Below are 18,310 nucleotides of genomic sequence, written 5' to 3' on the forward strand. Positions count from 1 at the left end.
AATTCGAATGAAAATGTCACTATTAAACATAATTCAATAACGCGACTACCATGCTCAAGTCTACCTACATTTTTTTTATATCCCTATTTTTCGTCACGACCATAGCCCAGGCACAAACATCCCTTTCAGGTTATGTGAAAGACCTCTTCGGAAAAGGAGTCGAAGGCGCTACGGTGACTATTGTCGGTACGAACCAGCGCACTTCCACCGATGTGGACGGTTTTTACAAACTCCAAATTGAGGGTAAACAACTTCCTAAATTGGAAGTGACATCTGTAGGCTATATCACACAAAGCGCTGTATTGAAAAGCAATGAAACCTACAGAGACTTCCAGCTCAAAAAGGATGAACGTGTTCTCGAAGTTGCCAACGTGAGGGGGCAAACCGACAACCAGCGCCGTGTGAACGAAATCAAGCGATCAGGCTTTAATGTCAGTGTGATCGATATGAACCGCTATGCTAATCAAACGGCCAATGTCAGTCAAATTTTACGTACCGCGCCCGGCGTCACCATTCGTGAAGATGGCGGATTGGGATCTAATTTTGTATTTCGGATCAACGGTCTCGCAGCAAAAATTTATATAGACGGCGTTCCCATGGATGATTTCGGACCAGCCATGTCGATAAATAATATCCCTGTCAATCTGGTCGACCGTGTCGAGATCTATAAAGGAGTCGTTCCCGCATTTTTAGGCTCAGACGCCTTGGGTGGTGCTGTTAACATTATTACCAAACAACGCAACAGACACTTTCTTGATCTCAGTTATAGCTATGGTTCCTTCAATACGCATCAAGCGTCATTGGTCGGCATGTACACCAATCCCAAAAGTAAACTATCGGTTCGTACGAATGCCTTCTACAATTATTCCGACAATGACTACAAGATGTATACCGAGGAGAAGTATGGCGTAATTCTTGAAAAAGAAATCAATAATAAATTTGTCAAGATCGACGAAGCTAGACGATTCAAGGACCGTTACTATTCTACCATGGGTCAGATTGAGGTGGGCCTTCGCGATAAAAGCTGGGCCGATCAGTTTTTTGTGGGACTGACTTATTCGGGCAACAATAAACAAAATCAGCTCGGCGCAACAATCAATAAACCTTATGGTGGCAACTGGACCGAATCGGCCTATATGATGCCGACCCTAAGCTACAAAAAGCAAAACTTCCTCGTAGACCGCCTATATGCCGATATCTATGCCAATTATGGTTTTGAAATTAAACGCAATAGGGATACAGCGCAATATAACTATCAATGGGATGGTGTTCCAATAACCAATACGACAGGAAATGCTTCCAACCCAGAGAAATATATTAAAGATAATATCAATAGTGTGCTCGGACGAATAAACTTAAACTACGATTTTGATGAGAGCCGCAATCAGAGCTTAAACCTGAACTATAATATCAGTACCAATGACCGTCAGACCTATGATGTAATTTCTGATCACGATGATTCCGGATTACCAAAGAACATGGTGAAACATATTGCCGGTCTAGCCTGGCAAAGTCAATGGTTTGACAAACGCTTGGTTGCCAACCTGGCCTTTAAATACTACGGCATCGATACCTACCAAAAGATTGATGAACGGGAATTTGACGATAACAATCAATACCTGAGTGGTGACATCGTCACCCAAACAAGATATTTGGGGTATAAAGGGTATAGTGTAGCTGCTCGCTATCGTATTTTCAAGGATGGTGGTGTCAAGTTCTCTGCCGAACGGGCTTATAACCTGCCTGAAATGACTGCCATATATGGCGACAATTTTAATGTTCTTCCCAATTGGGATTTAAAGCCTGAGAAGAGCGACAATCTCAACGGGGGCTTTTACTACAATACCTTCTTTAACGAAAACCATTTTATCAATTTTGATCTTTCCGGTTTTTATCGCCTGGCAAAAGATTACCAAAATACACGCATTGTATCCGATAATGGTCAGGACAAATTTCAGTATTACAATATTCCGGGCGTCAAAATCTATGGTGGCAGTTTCGAAGCACGCTACGGCTATAAAGACGTTATTACGGCCGCAATAAATGGAAGTTATGACCGAGCCATCGACAATCAGAAATATACCGATGAGACCAACCAGCAAGTAAGTTTGAGTTATGGCTACCAAATTCCAAACCGACCATGGGTTTATGGCAATTTGGATCTCGGCTTTGCACAAAACGATTGGTTCAGCAAAGGTAGCCGTACACAGATCAACTGGACCACGCTGTACACCAAATGGTTTTACTTAAGCGATAGCCACCTGGGTTCATTGGCTTCCAAAAATTATATTCCCACACAACTGGTGCACAACTTGTTGGTGAGCTATTCCTGGAATCGCAACCGTTATAATATTTCTGGCGAGGCCCGCAACATCTTTGATGAGCGCTCCTATGACAACTTCCGTCTGCAAAAACCCGGACGCGCATTTTATGTAAAATTTAGAGTTTCCCTACTATAATTAATCAAACATCATTTATAATCATGAAAAAAAATAGATTATTTGGCTTTTGTGCATTAGCAGCACTGTTGGTATCCTCCTGCAAAGATAGCCCGAACATTCCAGAAGTGACAACACCTGAAGCGTCTGAATATTCCGTGTGGGTGGCCACCGCAACTGGATCTTATCTTTTAACGACTGATGAGATCATGAAAGATACTTTATTATCGCCTGCCAACAATAAAGGGGTCGACATCACCGGCAACTTACCTCAAGCGCGTTATGCCGGTTATGCTTATATTTTTAATGGTTTCTATTACTTGTCCAACGATGGTACACGTTTTAGTAAACATCAATTGGTAGAAACACCGCAAGGTCTTGTATTTAAAGAAGTCGATAATTACGCATTTCCAAGTGCGTTCTACCTCGGAAAGATGGCGAGCCAATTCAGTACCACTGACGAAATTGTCTTCACATCCACAGGTGCCAGTGACGCCAACCTGGAGAAAAAAATATTTGAGAAAGACATTTACTTTATGAATACCAAGGATATGACGCTCAATAAAACCTTAAAAGCGCAGATTCCGACCTTGGATTACACCGTTTACAAAGCCGATGGAAAAACAGTTGATCCAACGATATTGAATGTGACCAGTATGCGTATTGCTGGCGGTAAAGCTTATTTTGGCTTATTTTATTATGACTCTGATTACAATGTAGTCAGCAAGAAAGCTTATGCTTACATCTGTGATTACCCAAGCATGGCCAATGGACATATCATGAGCGATGACCGGACAAGCTATGTCGCAGGTCACTGGCAAAGAGAAAACTATTCGTTCCTGGATGACAACAATAATCTTTACCTCTTGACCCGCGGTAAAACGGATGGTACCTATGCGATCTTACGTGTCAACAATGGGCAGTATGAATTTGACAAAAACTATCTATACGATCTAAAAGATTACGCTGTAAAAGGTGGTGACCTCGCTTGGTTAGGTGATGGTAAGGCTTATATCAGACCTTATGTCATCGACGTAGCCAACAAGAAAATAGTGGCCAATCTGGCGGAAATGACAGGAGGCGATCCAACGACGACCATCAACCTGATTCAAGATGGCAACCTGTATACCGCCGTAAAAACACCAGCATCGAAATGGTTTATTTACGAATATAATATTAAAAATAATACGGTTAAAAAAGGTGCTGAGATTGATCCTGGAGTAACACAGGTTTATCACATCAATAAACTGAAATAAATAATTTTTTATTTTTCAAAACTTTTCCTTTAAGAGATTGTTCTGATAACGTTTTTCAATAGGTAGTAAACGCGCTGACACTCCCAAAGTCAGTGCGTTTTTTTTCATTGCGAATCAGCTTAAAATATTTATGTTTGTCTTACAAATGTTTCAACAATGAACTTAATGCCCATAAAACAAGCCGGACGTTTGGCTGCACTGGCACTGACAGGACTTTTTGTCCTCTCCTGCAAGAAGGATAATCCTAAACCCGAACCAGAGCCGGAACCAACTGACCGCACCGAAGGTCAGCTTATTAAAGACGATATTTATAAATATTATAAACTGTATTCCGTTTGGGCGGACGGATCTATACCGGATTATTTAAAAGATCCAGCACAGTATACCGATCAATATGGATCGGCCAGTAGTGTGCTCGATGCACTTAAAAGGCTGACACCTGTCCATGTAGCGGCTGGTTACTCGGGGGTTTTTGACCGTTTTTCCTTTATAGAAGGTATCAACGGTTACAATATTGCAGGGCAGGCCAGTACAAAGATGGACAACAACGAAGGTTATGGCATCTCAGTACAATGGTTTTCTTTGGATGCTGCTACCGCACAGCCTTATATTTCCTTTGTGGAAGGGGGATCTCCGGCACAGGTGGCTGGGTTTAAACGCGCAGATATTATTACATCGGTCAATAATGACAAGGAAAATTATTCGGTCGAAGTTACCTGTCCGGATCCCGGCGGAAGCTGCGAAGTCAAGGACCCAGCGGCCTACAGCCGACTGCGCAACAATATCAATACAGCTTTGGATGCCGCCAGTCTTACCCTGCAGGTGAAACGTGCGGATAACAAGCTGTTCGAAAAACCGATGAGCTATAACAATTCCTATGTGATCAATCCGATCTATAAGGATACGATCTACCTGAATAGTAATAATAATATCGGTTATCTGGCCTTGTCGTCTTTTGAGGAAATTGAAAATAACAATCAAAACCAGAGAAATATCGATGCGGCCTTTACGCAATATGAGGCCAAACAAATCAAAAGCCTGATTGTTGATCTGCGTTACAATGGCGGGGGCTATGTAGACGCGGCTATTTATGTCGCTGATAAGATCGGTGGCGCCAAGACCAAGGGTAAATTGATGCTGACCTATGAAATGAACAATTACATGCAGTCGGATGCAGCAAAGAGCTTAAGAGATCAGCTGCATATGTATGATACCTACTTCGAAGGATTAAGTGCCTTAAATCTCAATAAAGTTTATTTCTTGGTGAGTGAAGAAACCGCTTCAGCAGCTGAGATGCTAATCAACGTGCTTACCCCGCACCTTCCGGTAGAGATCATTGCCACGGAATCAAGGACATATGGTAAACCCGTTGGATTTTTCGAGCAGAAAGTCCGCGATAAAGTATCTTATTGGCCGGCGTCATTTATTCTGAAGAATTCACGTGGAAATCTTGGCGAAAAATATAACAAGGGTGCTGAATCCGGTCTGCGTGATTATTGGGATGGTCTTGTTCCCGATAAGAGCGAAGTTGGTGACGATGTGTCAGCCGAAGTCGGAGATCCTAAGGAGAGAATGCTGGCAACAGCTTTAGCGGATGCGGCTCCCTCGACCAGAGCTCGGGCAGCATTGCGAAGTATTTCTTCCCGAACGATCCAACCGGTGGATCAGGGCAAAATGCATACAAGGCCTGAGCGGGGTATGATCAAGACCCGTGGCAGATAAGTTAATGCTGCTACAGTGTGCTAAGAGCACTAGACGGTATGATAATAGATCAAAGAGATAGGAAGGTCACTGGATAATCATTGTTATCCGGTGACCTTTTAATTTAACAGAAGGCTCAATTCTAATTACTGACTACTAAATACTGATGAATGACACAGTTGGGCAGCAGCAGCGTCGGGTAGGCACTGTAAATAACCTACCGGTATTTCGCCTACAATTTTTTCCAGAATTGTATTCATCCCGGAAAAAAGATCTTTGTTCCATCGGATTGCTGTACAGCTCGGGAGCACTGCAATAAAGCCCTTGATTCCGGGCTGCCATGTAAATGTATTGGCCGGAGCCTGTTCCAGCCGTACAAATGCTTTGAGTGGTAGCAGCTGATTTCTATAACAGGGCGTCTTGCCGCTCCAGGGCGTCCCATAGATAAAAATACCCTCTTCCCTGATGCGGACAGCAGGGTTGTCGTCATTCAGCAGTGATGTATTGGGGATATGTGTCAGCCAAAGCCGGCTGTGCGTGCTTTTTCCGGTTCCACTTTTACCTAAAAAAGCAACTCCTTCGCCTTTGTGGTTGACCACGGAGGCATGGAGCATAATGGTATCATGCAGGAGGCTGGCCTGGCCAAATATCATCATGGACATCCAGGTGATCACGGCACTCTGTTCATCCGCCGAGCTCTCAGGGACATAAATCGTCGATTCTTCAAAGTTACGGCTACTGTATTGGTACCATGTCCCATTGCCCTTCTCATTTACAATGGCCGTTATAAATGTATCACCCTTTTCATAAAAACGGAATCGGTCGCCCCAGGCGATAGAGTCATCTGTACGTAATATACCCATATCGGCTGTTTCTGGAGCCTTGTCCAAACTGATATTGATGACAATTTCAGCATTATAGGTACCTACCCAGCGAAAATCCTGGAAGGAGCGAAGGAGTTGATATAAAGGAAATTCCTTAGGATGGTTAAATTCCAGCAATAATTCCGCAACATGGTAGCGGGTTTGAGCGAGCTCAGGTGATTTGGTGATATCCATGATTCAGTTCATCTTTTGATTAATTACTTCATGAGCTTGCAAGCTCGGTTTGTTTTAATCTATTGATATTCGTTGAAATATCCAGATTCTTTTTATTGATGTTTATATGTTGCCATCTTGATCTTCCTCAATCGAGATAGATGCGATGCGGACATTTATCCGCCAGATTCAGGTCGTGCGTTACAAATAGACATATTTTATGTTTTCCATATTCCAGCAGACGATGCGTTAGCGTATCCGAAGTAGTACGGTCCAGAGCTGAGGTAACTTCATCAAAGAGCCAGATATCACCGTCATGCATCAAGGCACGCGCAATGGCGATACGTTGTGCTTGTCCTTCCGATAGGCCCATTCCTGATTCGCCCACTAACGTGTCCACACCATCCGGAAAATCGTATACAAATTCAGCACAGGCCAGCCAAAGCGCTTTATCAATGTCCAGTGGGCTCTCTTCTTTCACATGGAGCATGAGGTTTTCCCGTATCGTTCCGCTGAAAAGCGAATTACCCTGCGGAATATAAGCAAAATTGACACGATGTTTTGCTTCCAGCGATCTTTCACCGTCGCTGTCCACCAGTGTAATGTCACCTGTTTCAGCTTTTAGCAATGCCAGCAACAGACGGATCAGGGTTGTTTTTCCTTTTCCGCTCGGGCCGATAATTGCTGTTGGCTCGCCCACTTTTAGCGAGAGGTTTAGCTGCTGCAATACCCATTTATCCTCATAACGAAAGGACAGGTCCCTGATACGCAGCTCTTCTGTCCCATTTAATCGCTGCTGCTCTACCTGAGGTTCAATCTCGCCTTCCTGCAATTCCAGGAGCCGGTCTGCAGATACCCGAAAGCGTACGAAGCCGGGGATATAGCCGATCAAGGCAAGGATTGGGCTCTGAATGCGCGCCACCAGTTGCAAAAAAGCCGTCATTGTTCCGAAAGTGATCTGCCCGGATTGTAGCCGATAGACCCCCCAGATAAATGCGACCAAATAACCCGCGTTCATAGCCACCTTCATTGCTCCTTGCGTATACGTTGAAAAATTGATCTGACGCATTTTCAGCATAAAAAGCTGCTGTTGGCTTGCGGTCAGCTTCGCACGCCTTTTGGGGAAAATGCCCATGGCACGGATCAGCAGGCGGAAGCGCAGATTTTCCTGGAGGACCTTTGAAAAATTACTTTCTTCTTCTTTGACCTCCTTGCTGAGTTTGCGCATTTTACGGAAGTAAATCTTTGAAAAGACAAAAAGAGGTGAGATGGCCAGAATCATTAGGGCCAGCATGGGGTCCATATACCACAAGAAACCCACAGAAGCCAATAGTTGGATAATCGTCAATACAAAAGAAAGTACAGTACTGGCGATGGTGTTGGCCACTTCTTCACAGTCTGTCTGAATCCGGATCTGGATATCACCTGTATGCCAGTTTTTGATCAATCGCCATACCGATAACATCTGCGCATCGAGCATATGACGCTGCAACTGGAGTGTCAGCATCAATTTGATCCGTTCCAGTAGACGGCCCGAAAAGCCTTTGATAGCCACATTGAGCGTAATACTACTTATAATGCCGACCAACAGCCATTTGAGCGGCAATTCTCCCGGGGAGGTTGCGACATCAACCGCTTTTTTGGACAGGTATACAAAGAGAAGGGACAGACCGATGCATATCAGCTCCAATACAAAATAAAGAAGCAATCTGCCGCGATAGCCCTCGCTGATGGACCATGCCCAGCGTGCATGTTGTTTCAGGCTGTTATTGTTCATTTGGCTAGATCAGTGGAAAGGTTATTTTTCCAATAGTCCTTGTTTTTCAAAATCTCCAAGTAACACTTTGGCATCGGATTGTGCTTGCTCCGCATCTACTTCATAGTTATCACAGAGCAGCTCAACGATTGTTGTCTGATCAAACTCTTTTCCTTTGAGTTGTTCCCAAAGCCATGCCGCAGAACTGTTCAGCGTGTACACGGTCGATAGGTCAATGCTATCCTGGCTGGGGTCAACAATTAAATGATCTGAACCAATTGTTCTCAATACTAAATCCGATCTTAATTTCATATGTAAATTATCTGTTTTTAATGGTCATATCCTGTTTTCGAATGTTGTCTTCTTGGAAAAAGGATATGTTGGGGCAAAATATAATAAATAAAACCAAAGTTAATAATTATTTTCCATCAGCATAATCTGTATATGGTCATACCATACGTTTCAATTTGGCAACAATCCGCCGGAGCAGGCGGATACGGTACCAGGCCAGGCCACGCAATCTTGCCCAGCGGTAATTTAAATTAATTTCCTCGACTGATTGCTGTGGATAATGGACCGAAGCGACAGCAATAATATCTTTCGGGTCTATATACTCTTTTAATACGAGATTACCGTCCCCGGCCAGGATGATCTGCCCATTTTTTCTTCCGACATATCGGTGAAAAACATACTTCCCTTGATGTTTGGCCAATAGATTACTTCCTGGCAGCAATGCCCCGCCGCTGTAAGCCAGCAACAAAACGCTGTCTCCGTCCTGAATAAAAGGGCGCATGCTGCCGCCTTTGATCCGGATCCGGACCTCCTTACCTTCATCCAGCATACGTTGTACTTCAGCAAAATAGAGGTCATTGGAAATGATACGTGTCTTCTTGTCTTCCGAATATCCGGTCATATCCTATGGCTTGGGTTGAACGAAATACTGAATTACGGGTTGCAGGTAAGTGTCTTTCAAAAGGACTCTCTTGTTTTCATCCAGAAGATAAATGGTTGGCGAAGCTTTGAGGTCATATAGATTGAACGATAAGATCTTGCTTTCACTGTCGAAACCGTTGATCCATTTTTCGGAAATTTCGGGCATATAATCCTTCCATTTGTTGCGGTCGCCCCAGGGGTCAATGGCCAGCACCTGCACCTGTTGCTGTTCAAACAGCTGGACCAGTTGTGGCGTATCGCGGAGTTGATGGATTGTTTCTTTGCAATGCGAGCATTCTGGATCATAAAAGAGCAAGAAGGTATATTTTGCTTTTGTCTGCGATAGTTTTTGTTTTTTTCCATTCGCTAGCTCATAACTGAAGTCTTCCGCTAGCTGTCCAGCCTTATTGCGCAATAGCAATTTGTAGATCGGCCGATAAGCCTCTTTCTCCAGGTCTGACAACAGGTCTGTTTTGATTAGATAACGTAGCACCGACTCATAGACAATGTCATTCCGCATGGGCGAATTGCCGTCATAAAGATAGCGTTCGTATAGTTTAATGAAATGGTCAAAGTTCGGCCTATTGGATTTGGCCTTATCCAACATCCCGTCCACCGCTTTATCCCTTAGGGCGGAATCGGGGGTTGTCGATAACAACCCGATAAAATCAGCAAGTTTTTGTTCACCGATGTCCGGATTCTTCACCTCCGCAGTATCGTTCATGTCAAATTTGTCCCAGAAATGGAGCAGACTGCTGTCGGTAGTACTAGTCATACTTGCCTTTTGCGGCGTTGTTTCGTTACTTTCCTTTTTTGAATTATTATTTCCGTTGCAGGCCCAGAGCAGGGCTACGATCAGGCCCATCGGTAACCAAAAACCAAGAGTTGAACTTTTCATTCTAATTTAATGCTTAACTTCGCTAAGTTAATAAAACTTTCAAAATTCCATTGACAGATTCTTCGCATTGAGCGGCTATGGTCACTGAGTTGCCTTAAAAAGTAATTAAATCAATGATATTTAATGAAATAAAAAGGCTCGCGTAGCGATAGAACCATCTTTTACGTTAGAAGCCTGGATAGTGGGGGATTTAAGAAGGACGTAAAGAATACTTTCTTGTCAGTTTAAGCCCCCAGGTGTAAATATTTTAGACGATTTAATTAAATAGTTTTACTAATTTTGCGGCAAATGCCAATATATCGAATGAAAAAAGTAATTTTATGGTTTTGCATGATCGGATTTGTGGGCTCAGTATACGCACAGACCAATCCTGCTAATATCAAAGTAGATAATCTGACGGATGCCCAGATTGAGCAATATGTAAAACAGGCTGCTTTAATGGGCTATGACGAAAGCCAATTGGATGGTTTTGCCCGCGCACAAGGAGTATCTGCTGTTGAAGTGCAAAAACTAAAAGATCGTTTGGCGAAAATTAAACGCAAGAAGCAACAGCCCAATCAATATCAGGGAAATAATAATACCGCTATCTCGGCCCGCACAACAGGGCGTCAGGTTGGCGGATCAAATAATACCGATTCCTTACAGCATAAACAAAACAATAATCCCGATTCTCTTCAGCAAGACGATGGAAAATTGAAGATTTTTGGCGCAGATCTATTTAAAAATAATAGCATTACGTTCGAGCCTAATCTTCGGATGGCGACACCAAGCTCTTATATTATTGGTCCCGATGATGAGATCTTATTGGATATTACAGGAGATAATGAGGCGTCCTATACATTGCCAGTTAACCCCGATGGAATGATCAAAGTGGAGTATGTTGGCCAGATCAGTGTCGCGGGCTTATCCATCGCTGCAGCAAAGAGTAAAATTGAGCAACGTTTGAGCGGTACCTACCCTGCTATTCGTTCAGGAAGAACTAATGTAAGCGTAACAATTGGCAATATCCGGACCATCCGCGTCACCTTGACCGGAGCGGTTACCAAACCGGGCACCTATAGCCTACCGTCTTTAGCTACGGTTTTCAACGCGCTCTATGCTTCTGGCGGTCCCAATAAAAACGGTACCTACCGTCAGATCCAGGTAATTCGTGGTAATCGTGTTGTGAGTACGATCGACGTGTATGACTTTTTGGCCAACGGTATACAACAGGGTAATATACGTTTACAGGATCAGGATATTATTCATATTCCTGTATATGGGGCGCGTGTGCAGTTTGAAGGTGAAGTAAAACGACCAGCTATTTTCGAGACTGTAGCTGGAGAATCCTTATCCGATATCTTGCGCTATGCTGGCGATTTCACGGAGAATGCTTATACGGCTAAGATAAAGGTGTTGCAAACAACAGGGCGTGAGCGCAGTGTTCAGGATGTCTATTCCGATCAATTTGCCAACTATACGCCTAAGGGAGGTGACCAATATATTGTAGCGCCGATATTAGAACGTTATGCTAATCGGGTTTCTGTCCTTGGTGCGGTATTCCGTCCGGGTATATTTGGTTTAGAACCGGGGCTGACACTCAAACAAGTGCTTGAGATGGCGGATGGCGTGCGTGAGGATGCTTTTTTGGAGCGCGGAATCATCAATCGCCTGAAAGCAGATAATAGTTCTGAACTAATCAATTTCAATGTGCGAGAGGTATTGGCTGGCACAGTTGCTGACATTCCATTGAAACGCGAAGACAAAATCGAGATCGCCTCTATTTTTGATTTACGAGACGAGTATAAATTTACCGTTCAGGGTGAGGTACGTTTCCCAGGTGATTTGCCTTTCGCTAGCAATGCTACGCTGGGCGATGTGATTCAAAAGGCTGGCGGGCTGACCGAAGCTGCTAAAAATGCACGTGTGGAGATTGCCCGAAGACTTAAACAGCGTAATGTGGACGATCACAGCTCTTCGCAGACGATTTTAGTCGATATTAAAGATGGTATCCTTACAGATCCGACGATTGCTTTACAACCTTACGATGTTGTTTCGGTCTTAGGTGACGCGGGGTTCCGTACACAGCGACAAGTAACGATTGAGGGCGAGGTACGCTATCCGGGCATTTATACCATTTCGCGTGAAGATGAACGTATTTCCGACATCGTCAAGCGGGCGGGGGGATTGACTACCTATGCTTATACCGAAGGCGCTTCGTTAAGACGAACCGGTATGTCTAAATTAAAAGCAGAGGAAAAGAAAGAAAAAGAGCGTCTGAAAAAAGAATTGGAGCAAGATAGTTTGGACCAAGACGGAAAAGAAAAAAATAACAACCAAGAACAAGAAAATGAGGAGGGCGCAAACGGTGCTAAGGCAAAAAATAAAGCACTAGCAAAGGTATCACAGCAAGGAATGTCTGCTGCTGATGTTGAACCAAGTGATCTTGTCGGGATTGAGTTGAATAAAATTCTGGAAAAACCTTACGAAAAAGGCGACTTATTGGTTTTGGATGGGGATATTATTACTGTACCAAAAGAACTGGAAACAGTTAAGGTGGCAGGTGAAGTCCTGAACCCTAATAATGTGGTTTATGTCAAAGGTAAAAATTTGAAATACTATATCAATCAAGCTGGTGGATTTACGGATAATGCGCTGAAAAAACGGGTTTTTGTTCAATATGCAAATGGTGCGGTGAAAGGTAAATCCGGAGGATATCCTGAGGTGAAGCCGGGAGCGGAGATTGTCGTTCCGAAGCGTGCTCCAAGAGAGCGGATGAGCGCGCAAGGTTGGGTTGGTCTAGGAACGGGGATTGCATCGTTGGCAGCTATTATTGTATCATTGTTGCGCTAAAATAATGGGAAATTTACAAAATATTCAGGAAAATCAAACTGATGAAATTTCATTAAAAGAATTGTTTGAGAAATTTCAGTCCTGGCTAAAATATTTACTTTCTAAGTGGTATATTATAATTATTGCTGGTATATTGGGGGGGGGGATTGGCTTTTTTTATGCTAACAGGCAAGAACCTATTTATACAGCTACTACAACTTTTGTATTGGAAGGGGCGGATAAGGGAAGTGGTTTGGGGCAATATGCCGGTATTGCTTCAATGATGGGAGTAGATTTGGGCAGTGGAAACGAAGGTATTTTTCAAGGGGATAATCTTCTTGAACTTTATAAGTCCAGAAAGATGCTCGAAGCGACATTGTTATTACCATCGCCAAGCGACAGTTCTTTATTGTTGATAGATAGATATCTAAATCTTTTTACCTCTAAAGGTGAGGATAAAGACAAATCTACCAAACGAACAATCATTAACTTTAAGACTAATAAAGACCCGAGGCTTCAACGATCTAGAGATAGTATTTTACAAAAAGTTGTTTTGGATATTAATAAGAACAATCTTCTTGTTGGGAAGTTAGATAAGAAGTCTGCGATTTTTAAAATAGATATACAGTCTACTGATGAAACCTTTTCTAAAGAGTTTAATGAATCATTGGTAAGACAAGTAAACGAATTTTATTTAAGAACAAAAACAAAGAAGTCTTTAGATAATATTTCCATATTGCAACATAAGACTGACTCTGTAAAGGCTGTGATGAATGCCAGTATTGGTGCAATGGCGTCAGTTTTGGATGCGACACCAAACTTAAATCCAACCCGTCAGTCACAAAGAATCGCCCCAACTCAACGATCTCAATTTTCCGCTGAGACTAACAAAGCTATTTTGAGCCAGTTAGTTCAAAATCTAGAGTTAACGAAAATGGGCCTTATGAAAGAAACTCCTTTGATTGAAATTTTGGATGAGCCAAGATATCCAATCAATAAAAAAACATTTTCTGTTTTCTCCTATTCGATCATAGGAGGATTAGTGTGTTCTATTATTTTAGTATTTGTTTTTTCTGTCGGCTGGTGGATTTCAAAACTCAATTAGGACATCAAAGTATGGAAAAATTAAAAATAACCATAGCTGTTTTGGCATGGAAAAGCCATCGAAATTTAAAAAATGTTCTAAACTCTTATAAAAGAAATGGATTATTTGATGTTTGTGATGAGATTCTCATTCTCTTTCAGGAAATTTCGGATGAGGATTTGGAGCTAGCACAAAAATTTAAAATCGATTATATTGGATTTGAAGAAAATATTGGTATAGGCAGAGCTTTTGCTACGCTTGCGGCGAGGGCAAAGAATGAACATATCATATTATTGGAACATGATTGGGAGCTAATCGAACCTAAGGAAATCGTTTTTAAACGACTAAATCAAGGTCTTTCTTTATTAAACGAGGGGTTTCATGTAGTTCGATATAGGCATAGAAAGCGTCCTGGTTATCCACATTATTCTTTTAGTTTGAAGGGGAGGGAGCTGGAGTATTACGATGAATGGCACCAGATAACTAGCCCACATTTATTGGACTCTATACACTGGTTAGATCCTGCATTAGCATTCCCTGATAAAATAACAAAGTATAAAGAGCATTTTATTACAACCTCTCGATATGGCAATTGGACAAATAATCCCTGCATGTTCAAAAAGGATTTTTATATTGAGGTGACTAAAGAATTTTTGGGAGAGTCGATTGATTTAGAGAGAAAAATAGCATATTGGTGGCCCAGGCAGCATTTTAAAGTTGCTCATGGAGAAGGTCTTTTCAAACATGAAGACTTGATCAAATATTCAACTTTCCAAAGACTAAAGATTATAGGTGCTAAAATATTAGATAAGTTAAAAAAATGAAAGTTCTATTTCACGAAAATCAGTTAAGCTATAGGGGGACGTCTGTGGCTCTGTATGATTATGCTCATTACAACGTAGAACTGCTCGGAAACGAGTCTATTATTGTTTATAATAAGTCGAGTTTATATAATTCAGAATCCGCAATTGCTAAATTTAAGAATAGATTTAAAGTCTTTTCTTATGAAACAATTGAAGATCTGTCTATTATTATTGAGAAGGAAAAACCGGATGTTTTTTATGCCATCAAGAGTGGGGAGAGGGACCAAGTTAGTACAGACAAATGTAAATGTTGTGTACATGCAGTATTTAAAGTTTATGAACCACATGGGGACGTTTACGCTTATGTGTCAGATTGGCTGGCAAAGGAAGTAGGACAGGGGGCAACTTACGTGCCTCATATCATTGATCTCCCATTTACAAAAAAAAGCCTGCATCGCGATTTGAATATTCCAGAAACTGCAAGAGTTTTTGGTTATTATGGTGGGGCAGATAGTTTCGATATCGATTTTGTTAAGAAGTTGGTTAAGCGTATAGCAAAAGACAATAGAAATATTTATTTCCTTTTTATGGGTGTAGATGATTTTACGAAACCAAGATATTTTTGGCAAAGAGATCGGAAATACGAAAACATAATTTTCCTTCCTCCCAATTCTGATTTGGAATATAAGGCTAGATTTGTCAATACATGTTTTGCCATGTTACATGCTCGTTTGCGGGGAGAAACATTTGGAATGGCTATCGGAGAATTTGCAATACGGGATGTCCCAATTATAACATATGCAAATTCACCTGAACGATCTCACATAGAAACTTTAGGAGATAATGCGTACTATTACAGCTCCGAGATAGAATTGAAATCAATTTTGATGTCAAGTGATTTAGGTAAATCTGCAAAGGCAAGATATGAGCAATTTTCTCCTGTTAATGTGATGCAAAAGTTTAAAGATGTTTTCCTTACTTAAATTTGTAAATTGAGACGTATTTCTACTCTTCTGTTTTTGCTTAAAATCTTAAAGATACCTGTATCACTGTATTCTTACACATTGATTGCTAAATATTTTGGAGTATCTATTGAAAAAGATATTTGGTTATTATCTTTTTCTCTGATACTTACTTTAGATGCTGCGGTGTGGGGACCTATAAATGATGTTTTCCGAGCTAAATTTGTTACCATAAAAGAACTTGATGGCCCAGGAAAAGCTATTGCAGCAACGCAGTCGCTACTTTTTTACATGTTTTTATTCTCATGTCTTATTGTCCTTATCTTGTTTTTGTTTACCGATTCCTTTGTAGACGTCATATCAACTGGATATAGTGCCGAACGACGGCAACAGCTTATTGAGATGTTACGTTTAGTAGCTCCAATTTTACTGGTTAACCAAGCTTCTTTAATTGGTATATCAATTTTGAATGCATTCAATTCATTTATTGTACCCGAAATCGCAAGCTTTTTTTCTCAGATATTAAATATTCTCATACTGATATTCCTTGTAGATAAGTTGGGAATATATGTTTTGTTGCTGGCCTCAATTATAAGTTTATTACTACTTATTTTCTTTATAATCTATAAAATAAAGCAGTTAAAAATACCCCTTTTTAAGAAGTTTAGACCTAAATTTAGTTATTTTCGAATTTTCTTTCTGTTTGCTTTACCATTGTTTGTTCCATATTTAATCGGTCAGATTAATAGCGTCATTGAAAAGAAGCTCATATCTTCCGTCGGTACTGGGGCGGTTTCTATAATAGATTTTGCGAAGAAGTTTCCAGATATGATAAATGTAATAATCTCTAGCATTGTGTTGACGGTACTGACCCCGACGATAACACGCTTATTCGTCAATAATAATAAAAGTGAATTTGATAAGTGCTTTTTGGATTCTTTTGGTTTAGGACTACTAATAATAGGTTTCTTTTGTGTCTTCATGATGGTCGGGTCAGGGGATTTAATGATGTTTTTTTATGGTAAATCTTCCGTAGACCATAATTCCTTACTTGAGATTATTGAACTAAACAAATATTATTCTTTAGCCGCATTTACAGTATTTCTTTATGTTGTTTTTGGAACCTGTATGCTGGCAATTGGGAAAAACAAAATGAATGCATTATCAGGTACAATAACTCAGTTAGCAGTTATCATTATAAACCTCACCTTTGTTAATAAATTTGGAGTCGAGATTTTTCCTTTTAGTATCCTATTTTCTCATCTATTCGCTGCGGTGTTTATGTTTACATATTACCCCTATGACAAATCATTAGTGATTAGATTCTTTTTAAGATTTATTTGTTTCCTTGGTATAGTTACGGTTGGGTTAGCTTTATCAACATCTCTTTTATTTAATCAGTTATCTATACACTCTTCAATGGCACGGGTGGCTATAATTAGCTTTATAGAGGTTATTTTGTTTGTCCTGTTTGGCTTTGTTTTTAATATAAATGAGATTCATTTGGCGGTGAATTTTTTACTCAAAAAGATCGGTTTTAAATGAAAAAATTAGCCTGTGTTTTTCCTAAAGGAGAGAATGTACACCTCACAAAAGATGTAGGTCTTATACCTTATTTTTTGGATCATGAGGGGTACTTTGAATCTACTATCGCGTTTTATTCCGACCCCAAGGATCTTCCATACCTTGGTACAGAAATCAAAGGGGTAAGATATGCGAGGATAAAAAAGATTTTTCGAAACGAATATGTCAATATCCTGTTATTTTTGTTGTTGCGCATTCGAGAATTTGATATCGTAATGATGTTCCACCCCAATTATTTTTCGTTGTCAATTGCCTATCTGATTAAGAAACTCTCTTTCAATAGAACTAAGTTTTATTTTAAAATGGATCTTGATAGTACATTTGATTTTTCCGGACTTTATAAGAAGTCTTGGAAGCGGAAAATTTTCAACTATCTTATGAGTAAAATGGATTTGTTGAGTGTAGAGTCTTATGATGATTTTAAGCAGTTTCATCAATTCGGGAAGTTCAGGGTAAAACACGTACCAAATGGAATAATTCCTTCCACAAATAACCATTTCGAAAAAGAAAATGTCTTATTAACTGTCGGACGTTTGGGGAGCTATCAAAAGGATACAGAAAGCTTGTTAAGAGCATTTAAATTAGCAAATCCCAAAGAGTTAAAATTAATTTTGATTGGTCACTTGGAAAGTGGTTTTCAATCGTTCGTTGATGAGTATTTTAAAGACTATCCCTGGTTAATTGACAAAATTGAGTTCAAGGGGGAAGTAAAGGATCGGACAGAGTTAATGAATTATTATCAGAAGAGTAAGTTTTTTGTATTGACATCTAGACATGAAGGATTTCCATTAGTTTTGCTTGAGGCAATATCGAATGGCTGTTTTATTATATCTTCTGATTTTCCTGCAGCCAGAGATATTACTGATAATGAGCGTTATGGTAGAATTTTTCAGGCGGAAGACGATGAGACATTGGCCAAACTAATCTTAAATTGTGACCAAAATGAGTTTAGTCTTCCTAGTCCTCAAGAGATGTCAACATATGCAGACATAAAATACAATTGGAAGCAAGTGGTTTATGATATTTATTTGAGCTTAAAATAAGGTT

14 protein-coding genes are annotated in these 18,310 nt (G+C 40.7%); 9 read left to right on the top strand and 5 right to left on the bottom strand.

Going from position 1 to position 18,310, the window contains the following annotated elements; genetic code table 11:
- Nucleotides 1–50 precede the first annotated feature (50 nt).
- From D7322_RS25870 to D7322_RS25880, 3 genes are all read left to right on the top strand, one after another.
- Entirely contained in the window at nucleotides 51–2,459 is a 2,409-nt protein-coding gene (locus D7322_RS25870; protein ID WP_121127084.1) for a TonB-dependent receptor, read from the top strand.
- A 23-nt stretch (nucleotides 2,460–2,482) separates the two neighbouring features.
- Nucleotides 2,483–3,694, top strand: a complete 1,212-nt coding sequence (locus D7322_RS25875; RefSeq protein WP_121127085.1) for a hypothetical protein — start codon at nucleotides 2,483–2,485, stop codon at nucleotides 3,692–3,694.
- A 165-nt stretch (nucleotides 3,695–3,859) separates the two neighbouring features.
- Nucleotides 3,860–5,416: a S41 family peptidase gene (locus D7322_RS25880; RefSeq protein ID WP_183078854.1), complete on the top strand. Its 1,557-nt coding sequence runs from the start codon at nucleotides 3,860–3,862 to the stop codon at nucleotides 5,414–5,416.
- Between the two features lie 125 nt (nucleotides 5,417–5,541).
- Here D7322_RS25880 and D7322_RS25885 read toward each other — a convergent pair whose 3' ends face one another.
- From D7322_RS25885 to D7322_RS25905, 5 genes are all read right to left on the bottom strand, one after another.
- The gene (locus D7322_RS25885) at nucleotides 5,542–6,453 is read right to left on the bottom strand and encodes a hypothetical protein (protein ID WP_121127087.1); all 912 of its coding nucleotides are present in this window, start codon (nucleotides 6,451–6,453) and stop codon (nucleotides 5,542–5,544) included.
- Between the two features lie 127 nt (nucleotides 6,454–6,580).
- Complete coding sequence (locus D7322_RS25890) at nucleotides 6,581–8,209, bottom strand: ABC transporter ATP-binding protein (RefSeq protein WP_121127088.1); 1,629 nt, start codon at nucleotides 8,207–8,209, stop codon at nucleotides 6,581–6,583.
- Nucleotides 8,210–8,230: 21 nt separating this feature from the next.
- Nucleotides 8,231–8,500: a PqqD family protein gene (locus tag D7322_RS25895; protein ID WP_121127089.1), complete on the bottom strand. Its 270-nt coding sequence runs from the start codon at nucleotides 8,498–8,500 to the stop codon at nucleotides 8,231–8,233.
- A gap of 136 nt (nucleotides 8,501–8,636) precedes the next feature.
- Nucleotides 8,637–9,101 carry a S24 family peptidase gene (locus D7322_RS25900; protein ID WP_121127090.1) on the bottom strand — a complete coding sequence of 155 codons (465 nt, stop codon included), beginning with the start codon at nucleotides 9,099–9,101 and terminating at the stop codon, nucleotides 8,637–8,639.
- Between the two features lie 3 nt (nucleotides 9,102–9,104).
- Nucleotides 9,105–10,019 (bottom strand): DUF5106 domain-containing protein, encoded by a 915-nt coding sequence (locus D7322_RS25905; protein WP_121127091.1) that lies wholly within the window; start codon nucleotides 10,017–10,019, stop codon nucleotides 9,105–9,107.
- Nucleotides 10,020–10,322: 303 nt separating this feature from the next.
- Here D7322_RS25905 and D7322_RS25910 point away from each other — a divergent pair, with 303 nt between their 5' ends.
- The 6 genes from D7322_RS25910 to D7322_RS25935 are packed head-to-tail and all read left to right on the top strand — an operon-like array spanning nucleotide 10,323 to nucleotide 18,306.
- Entirely contained in the window at nucleotides 10,323–12,851 is a 2,529-nt protein-coding gene (locus D7322_RS25910) for an SLBB domain-containing protein (RefSeq protein WP_121127092.1), read from the top strand.
- 4 nt (nucleotides 12,852–12,855) lie between these two features.
- On the top strand, nucleotides 12,856–13,935 hold the full coding sequence (locus D7322_RS25915) for a lipopolysaccharide biosynthesis protein (RefSeq protein WP_121127093.1): 1,080 nt from the start codon (nucleotides 12,856–12,858) through the stop codon (nucleotides 13,933–13,935).
- 11 nt (nucleotides 13,936–13,946) lie between these two features.
- On the top strand, nucleotides 13,947–14,738 hold the full coding sequence (locus D7322_RS25920; RefSeq protein WP_147430546.1) for a hypothetical protein: 792 nt from the start codon (nucleotides 13,947–13,949) through the stop codon (nucleotides 14,736–14,738).
- Nucleotides 14,735–15,700 carry a glycosyltransferase family protein gene (locus tag D7322_RS25925; protein ID WP_121127095.1) on the top strand — a complete coding sequence of 322 codons (966 nt, stop codon included), beginning with the start codon at nucleotides 14,735–14,737 and terminating at the stop codon, nucleotides 15,698–15,700. Before D7322_RS25920 ends, D7322_RS25925 begins: the two co-directional genes overlap by 4 nt.
- Before the next feature lie 9 nt (nucleotides 15,701–15,709).
- On the top strand, nucleotides 15,710–17,224 hold the full coding sequence (locus D7322_RS25930) for a lipid II flippase MurJ (protein ID WP_183078855.1): 1,515 nt from the start codon (nucleotides 15,710–15,712) through the stop codon (nucleotides 17,222–17,224).
- Nucleotides 17,221–18,306, top strand: a complete 1,086-nt coding sequence (locus tag D7322_RS25935; RefSeq protein WP_121127097.1) for a glycosyltransferase — start codon at nucleotides 17,221–17,223, stop codon at nucleotides 18,304–18,306. Before D7322_RS25930 ends, D7322_RS25935 begins: the two co-directional genes overlap by 4 nt.
- Nucleotides 18,307–18,310 lie beyond the last annotated feature (4 nt).

Source organism: Sphingobacterium puteale (genome assembly GCF_003627955.1).
GTDB lineage: Bacteria > Bacteroidota > Bacteroidia > Sphingobacteriales > Sphingobacteriaceae > Sphingobacterium > Sphingobacterium puteale.

Excerpts from the sequence above, each read along its gene's own strand:
- D7322_RS25870 (WP_121127084.1), top strand. The coding sequence starts at position 51 with ATGCTCAAGTCTACCTACATTTTTTTTATATCCCTATTTTTCGTCACG.
- D7322_RS25875 (WP_121127085.1), top strand. The coding sequence starts at position 2,483 with ATGAAAAAAAATAGATTATTTGGCTTTTGTGCATTAGCAGCACTGTTG.
- D7322_RS25880 (WP_183078854.1), top strand. The coding sequence starts at position 3,860 with ATGCCCATAAAACAAGCCGGACGTTTGGCTGCACTGGCACTGACAGGA.
- D7322_RS25885 (WP_121127087.1), bottom strand. The coding sequence starts at position 6,453 with ATGGATATCACCAAATCACCTGAGCTCGCTCAAACCCGCTACCATGTT.
- D7322_RS25890 (WP_121127088.1), bottom strand. The coding sequence starts at position 8,209 with ATGAACAATAACAGCCTGAAACAACATGCACGCTGGGCATGGTCCATC.
- D7322_RS25895 (WP_121127089.1), bottom strand. The coding sequence starts at position 8,500 with ATGAAATTAAGATCGGATTTAGTATTGAGAACAATTGGTTCAGATCAT.
- D7322_RS25900 (WP_121127090.1), bottom strand. The coding sequence starts at position 9,101 with ATGACCGGATATTCGGAAGACAAGAAGACACGTATCATTTCCAATGAC.
- D7322_RS25905 (WP_121127091.1), bottom strand. The coding sequence starts at position 10,019 with ATGAAAAGTTCAACTCTTGGTTTTTGGTTACCGATGGGCCTGATCGTA.
- D7322_RS25910 (WP_121127092.1), top strand. The coding sequence starts at position 10,323 with ATGAAAAAAGTAATTTTATGGTTTTGCATGATCGGATTTGTGGGCTCA.
- D7322_RS25915 (WP_121127093.1), top strand. The coding sequence starts at position 12,856 with ATGGGAAATTTACAAAATATTCAGGAAAATCAAACTGATGAAATTTCA.
- D7322_RS25920 (WP_147430546.1), top strand. The coding sequence starts at position 13,947 with ATGGAAAAATTAAAAATAACCATAGCTGTTTTGGCATGGAAAAGCCAT.
- D7322_RS25925 (WP_121127095.1), top strand. The coding sequence starts at position 14,735 with ATGAAAGTTCTATTTCACGAAAATCAGTTAAGCTATAGGGGGACGTCT.
- D7322_RS25935 (WP_121127097.1), top strand. The coding sequence starts at position 17,221 with ATGAAAAAATTAGCCTGTGTTTTTCCTAAAGGAGAGAATGTACACCTC.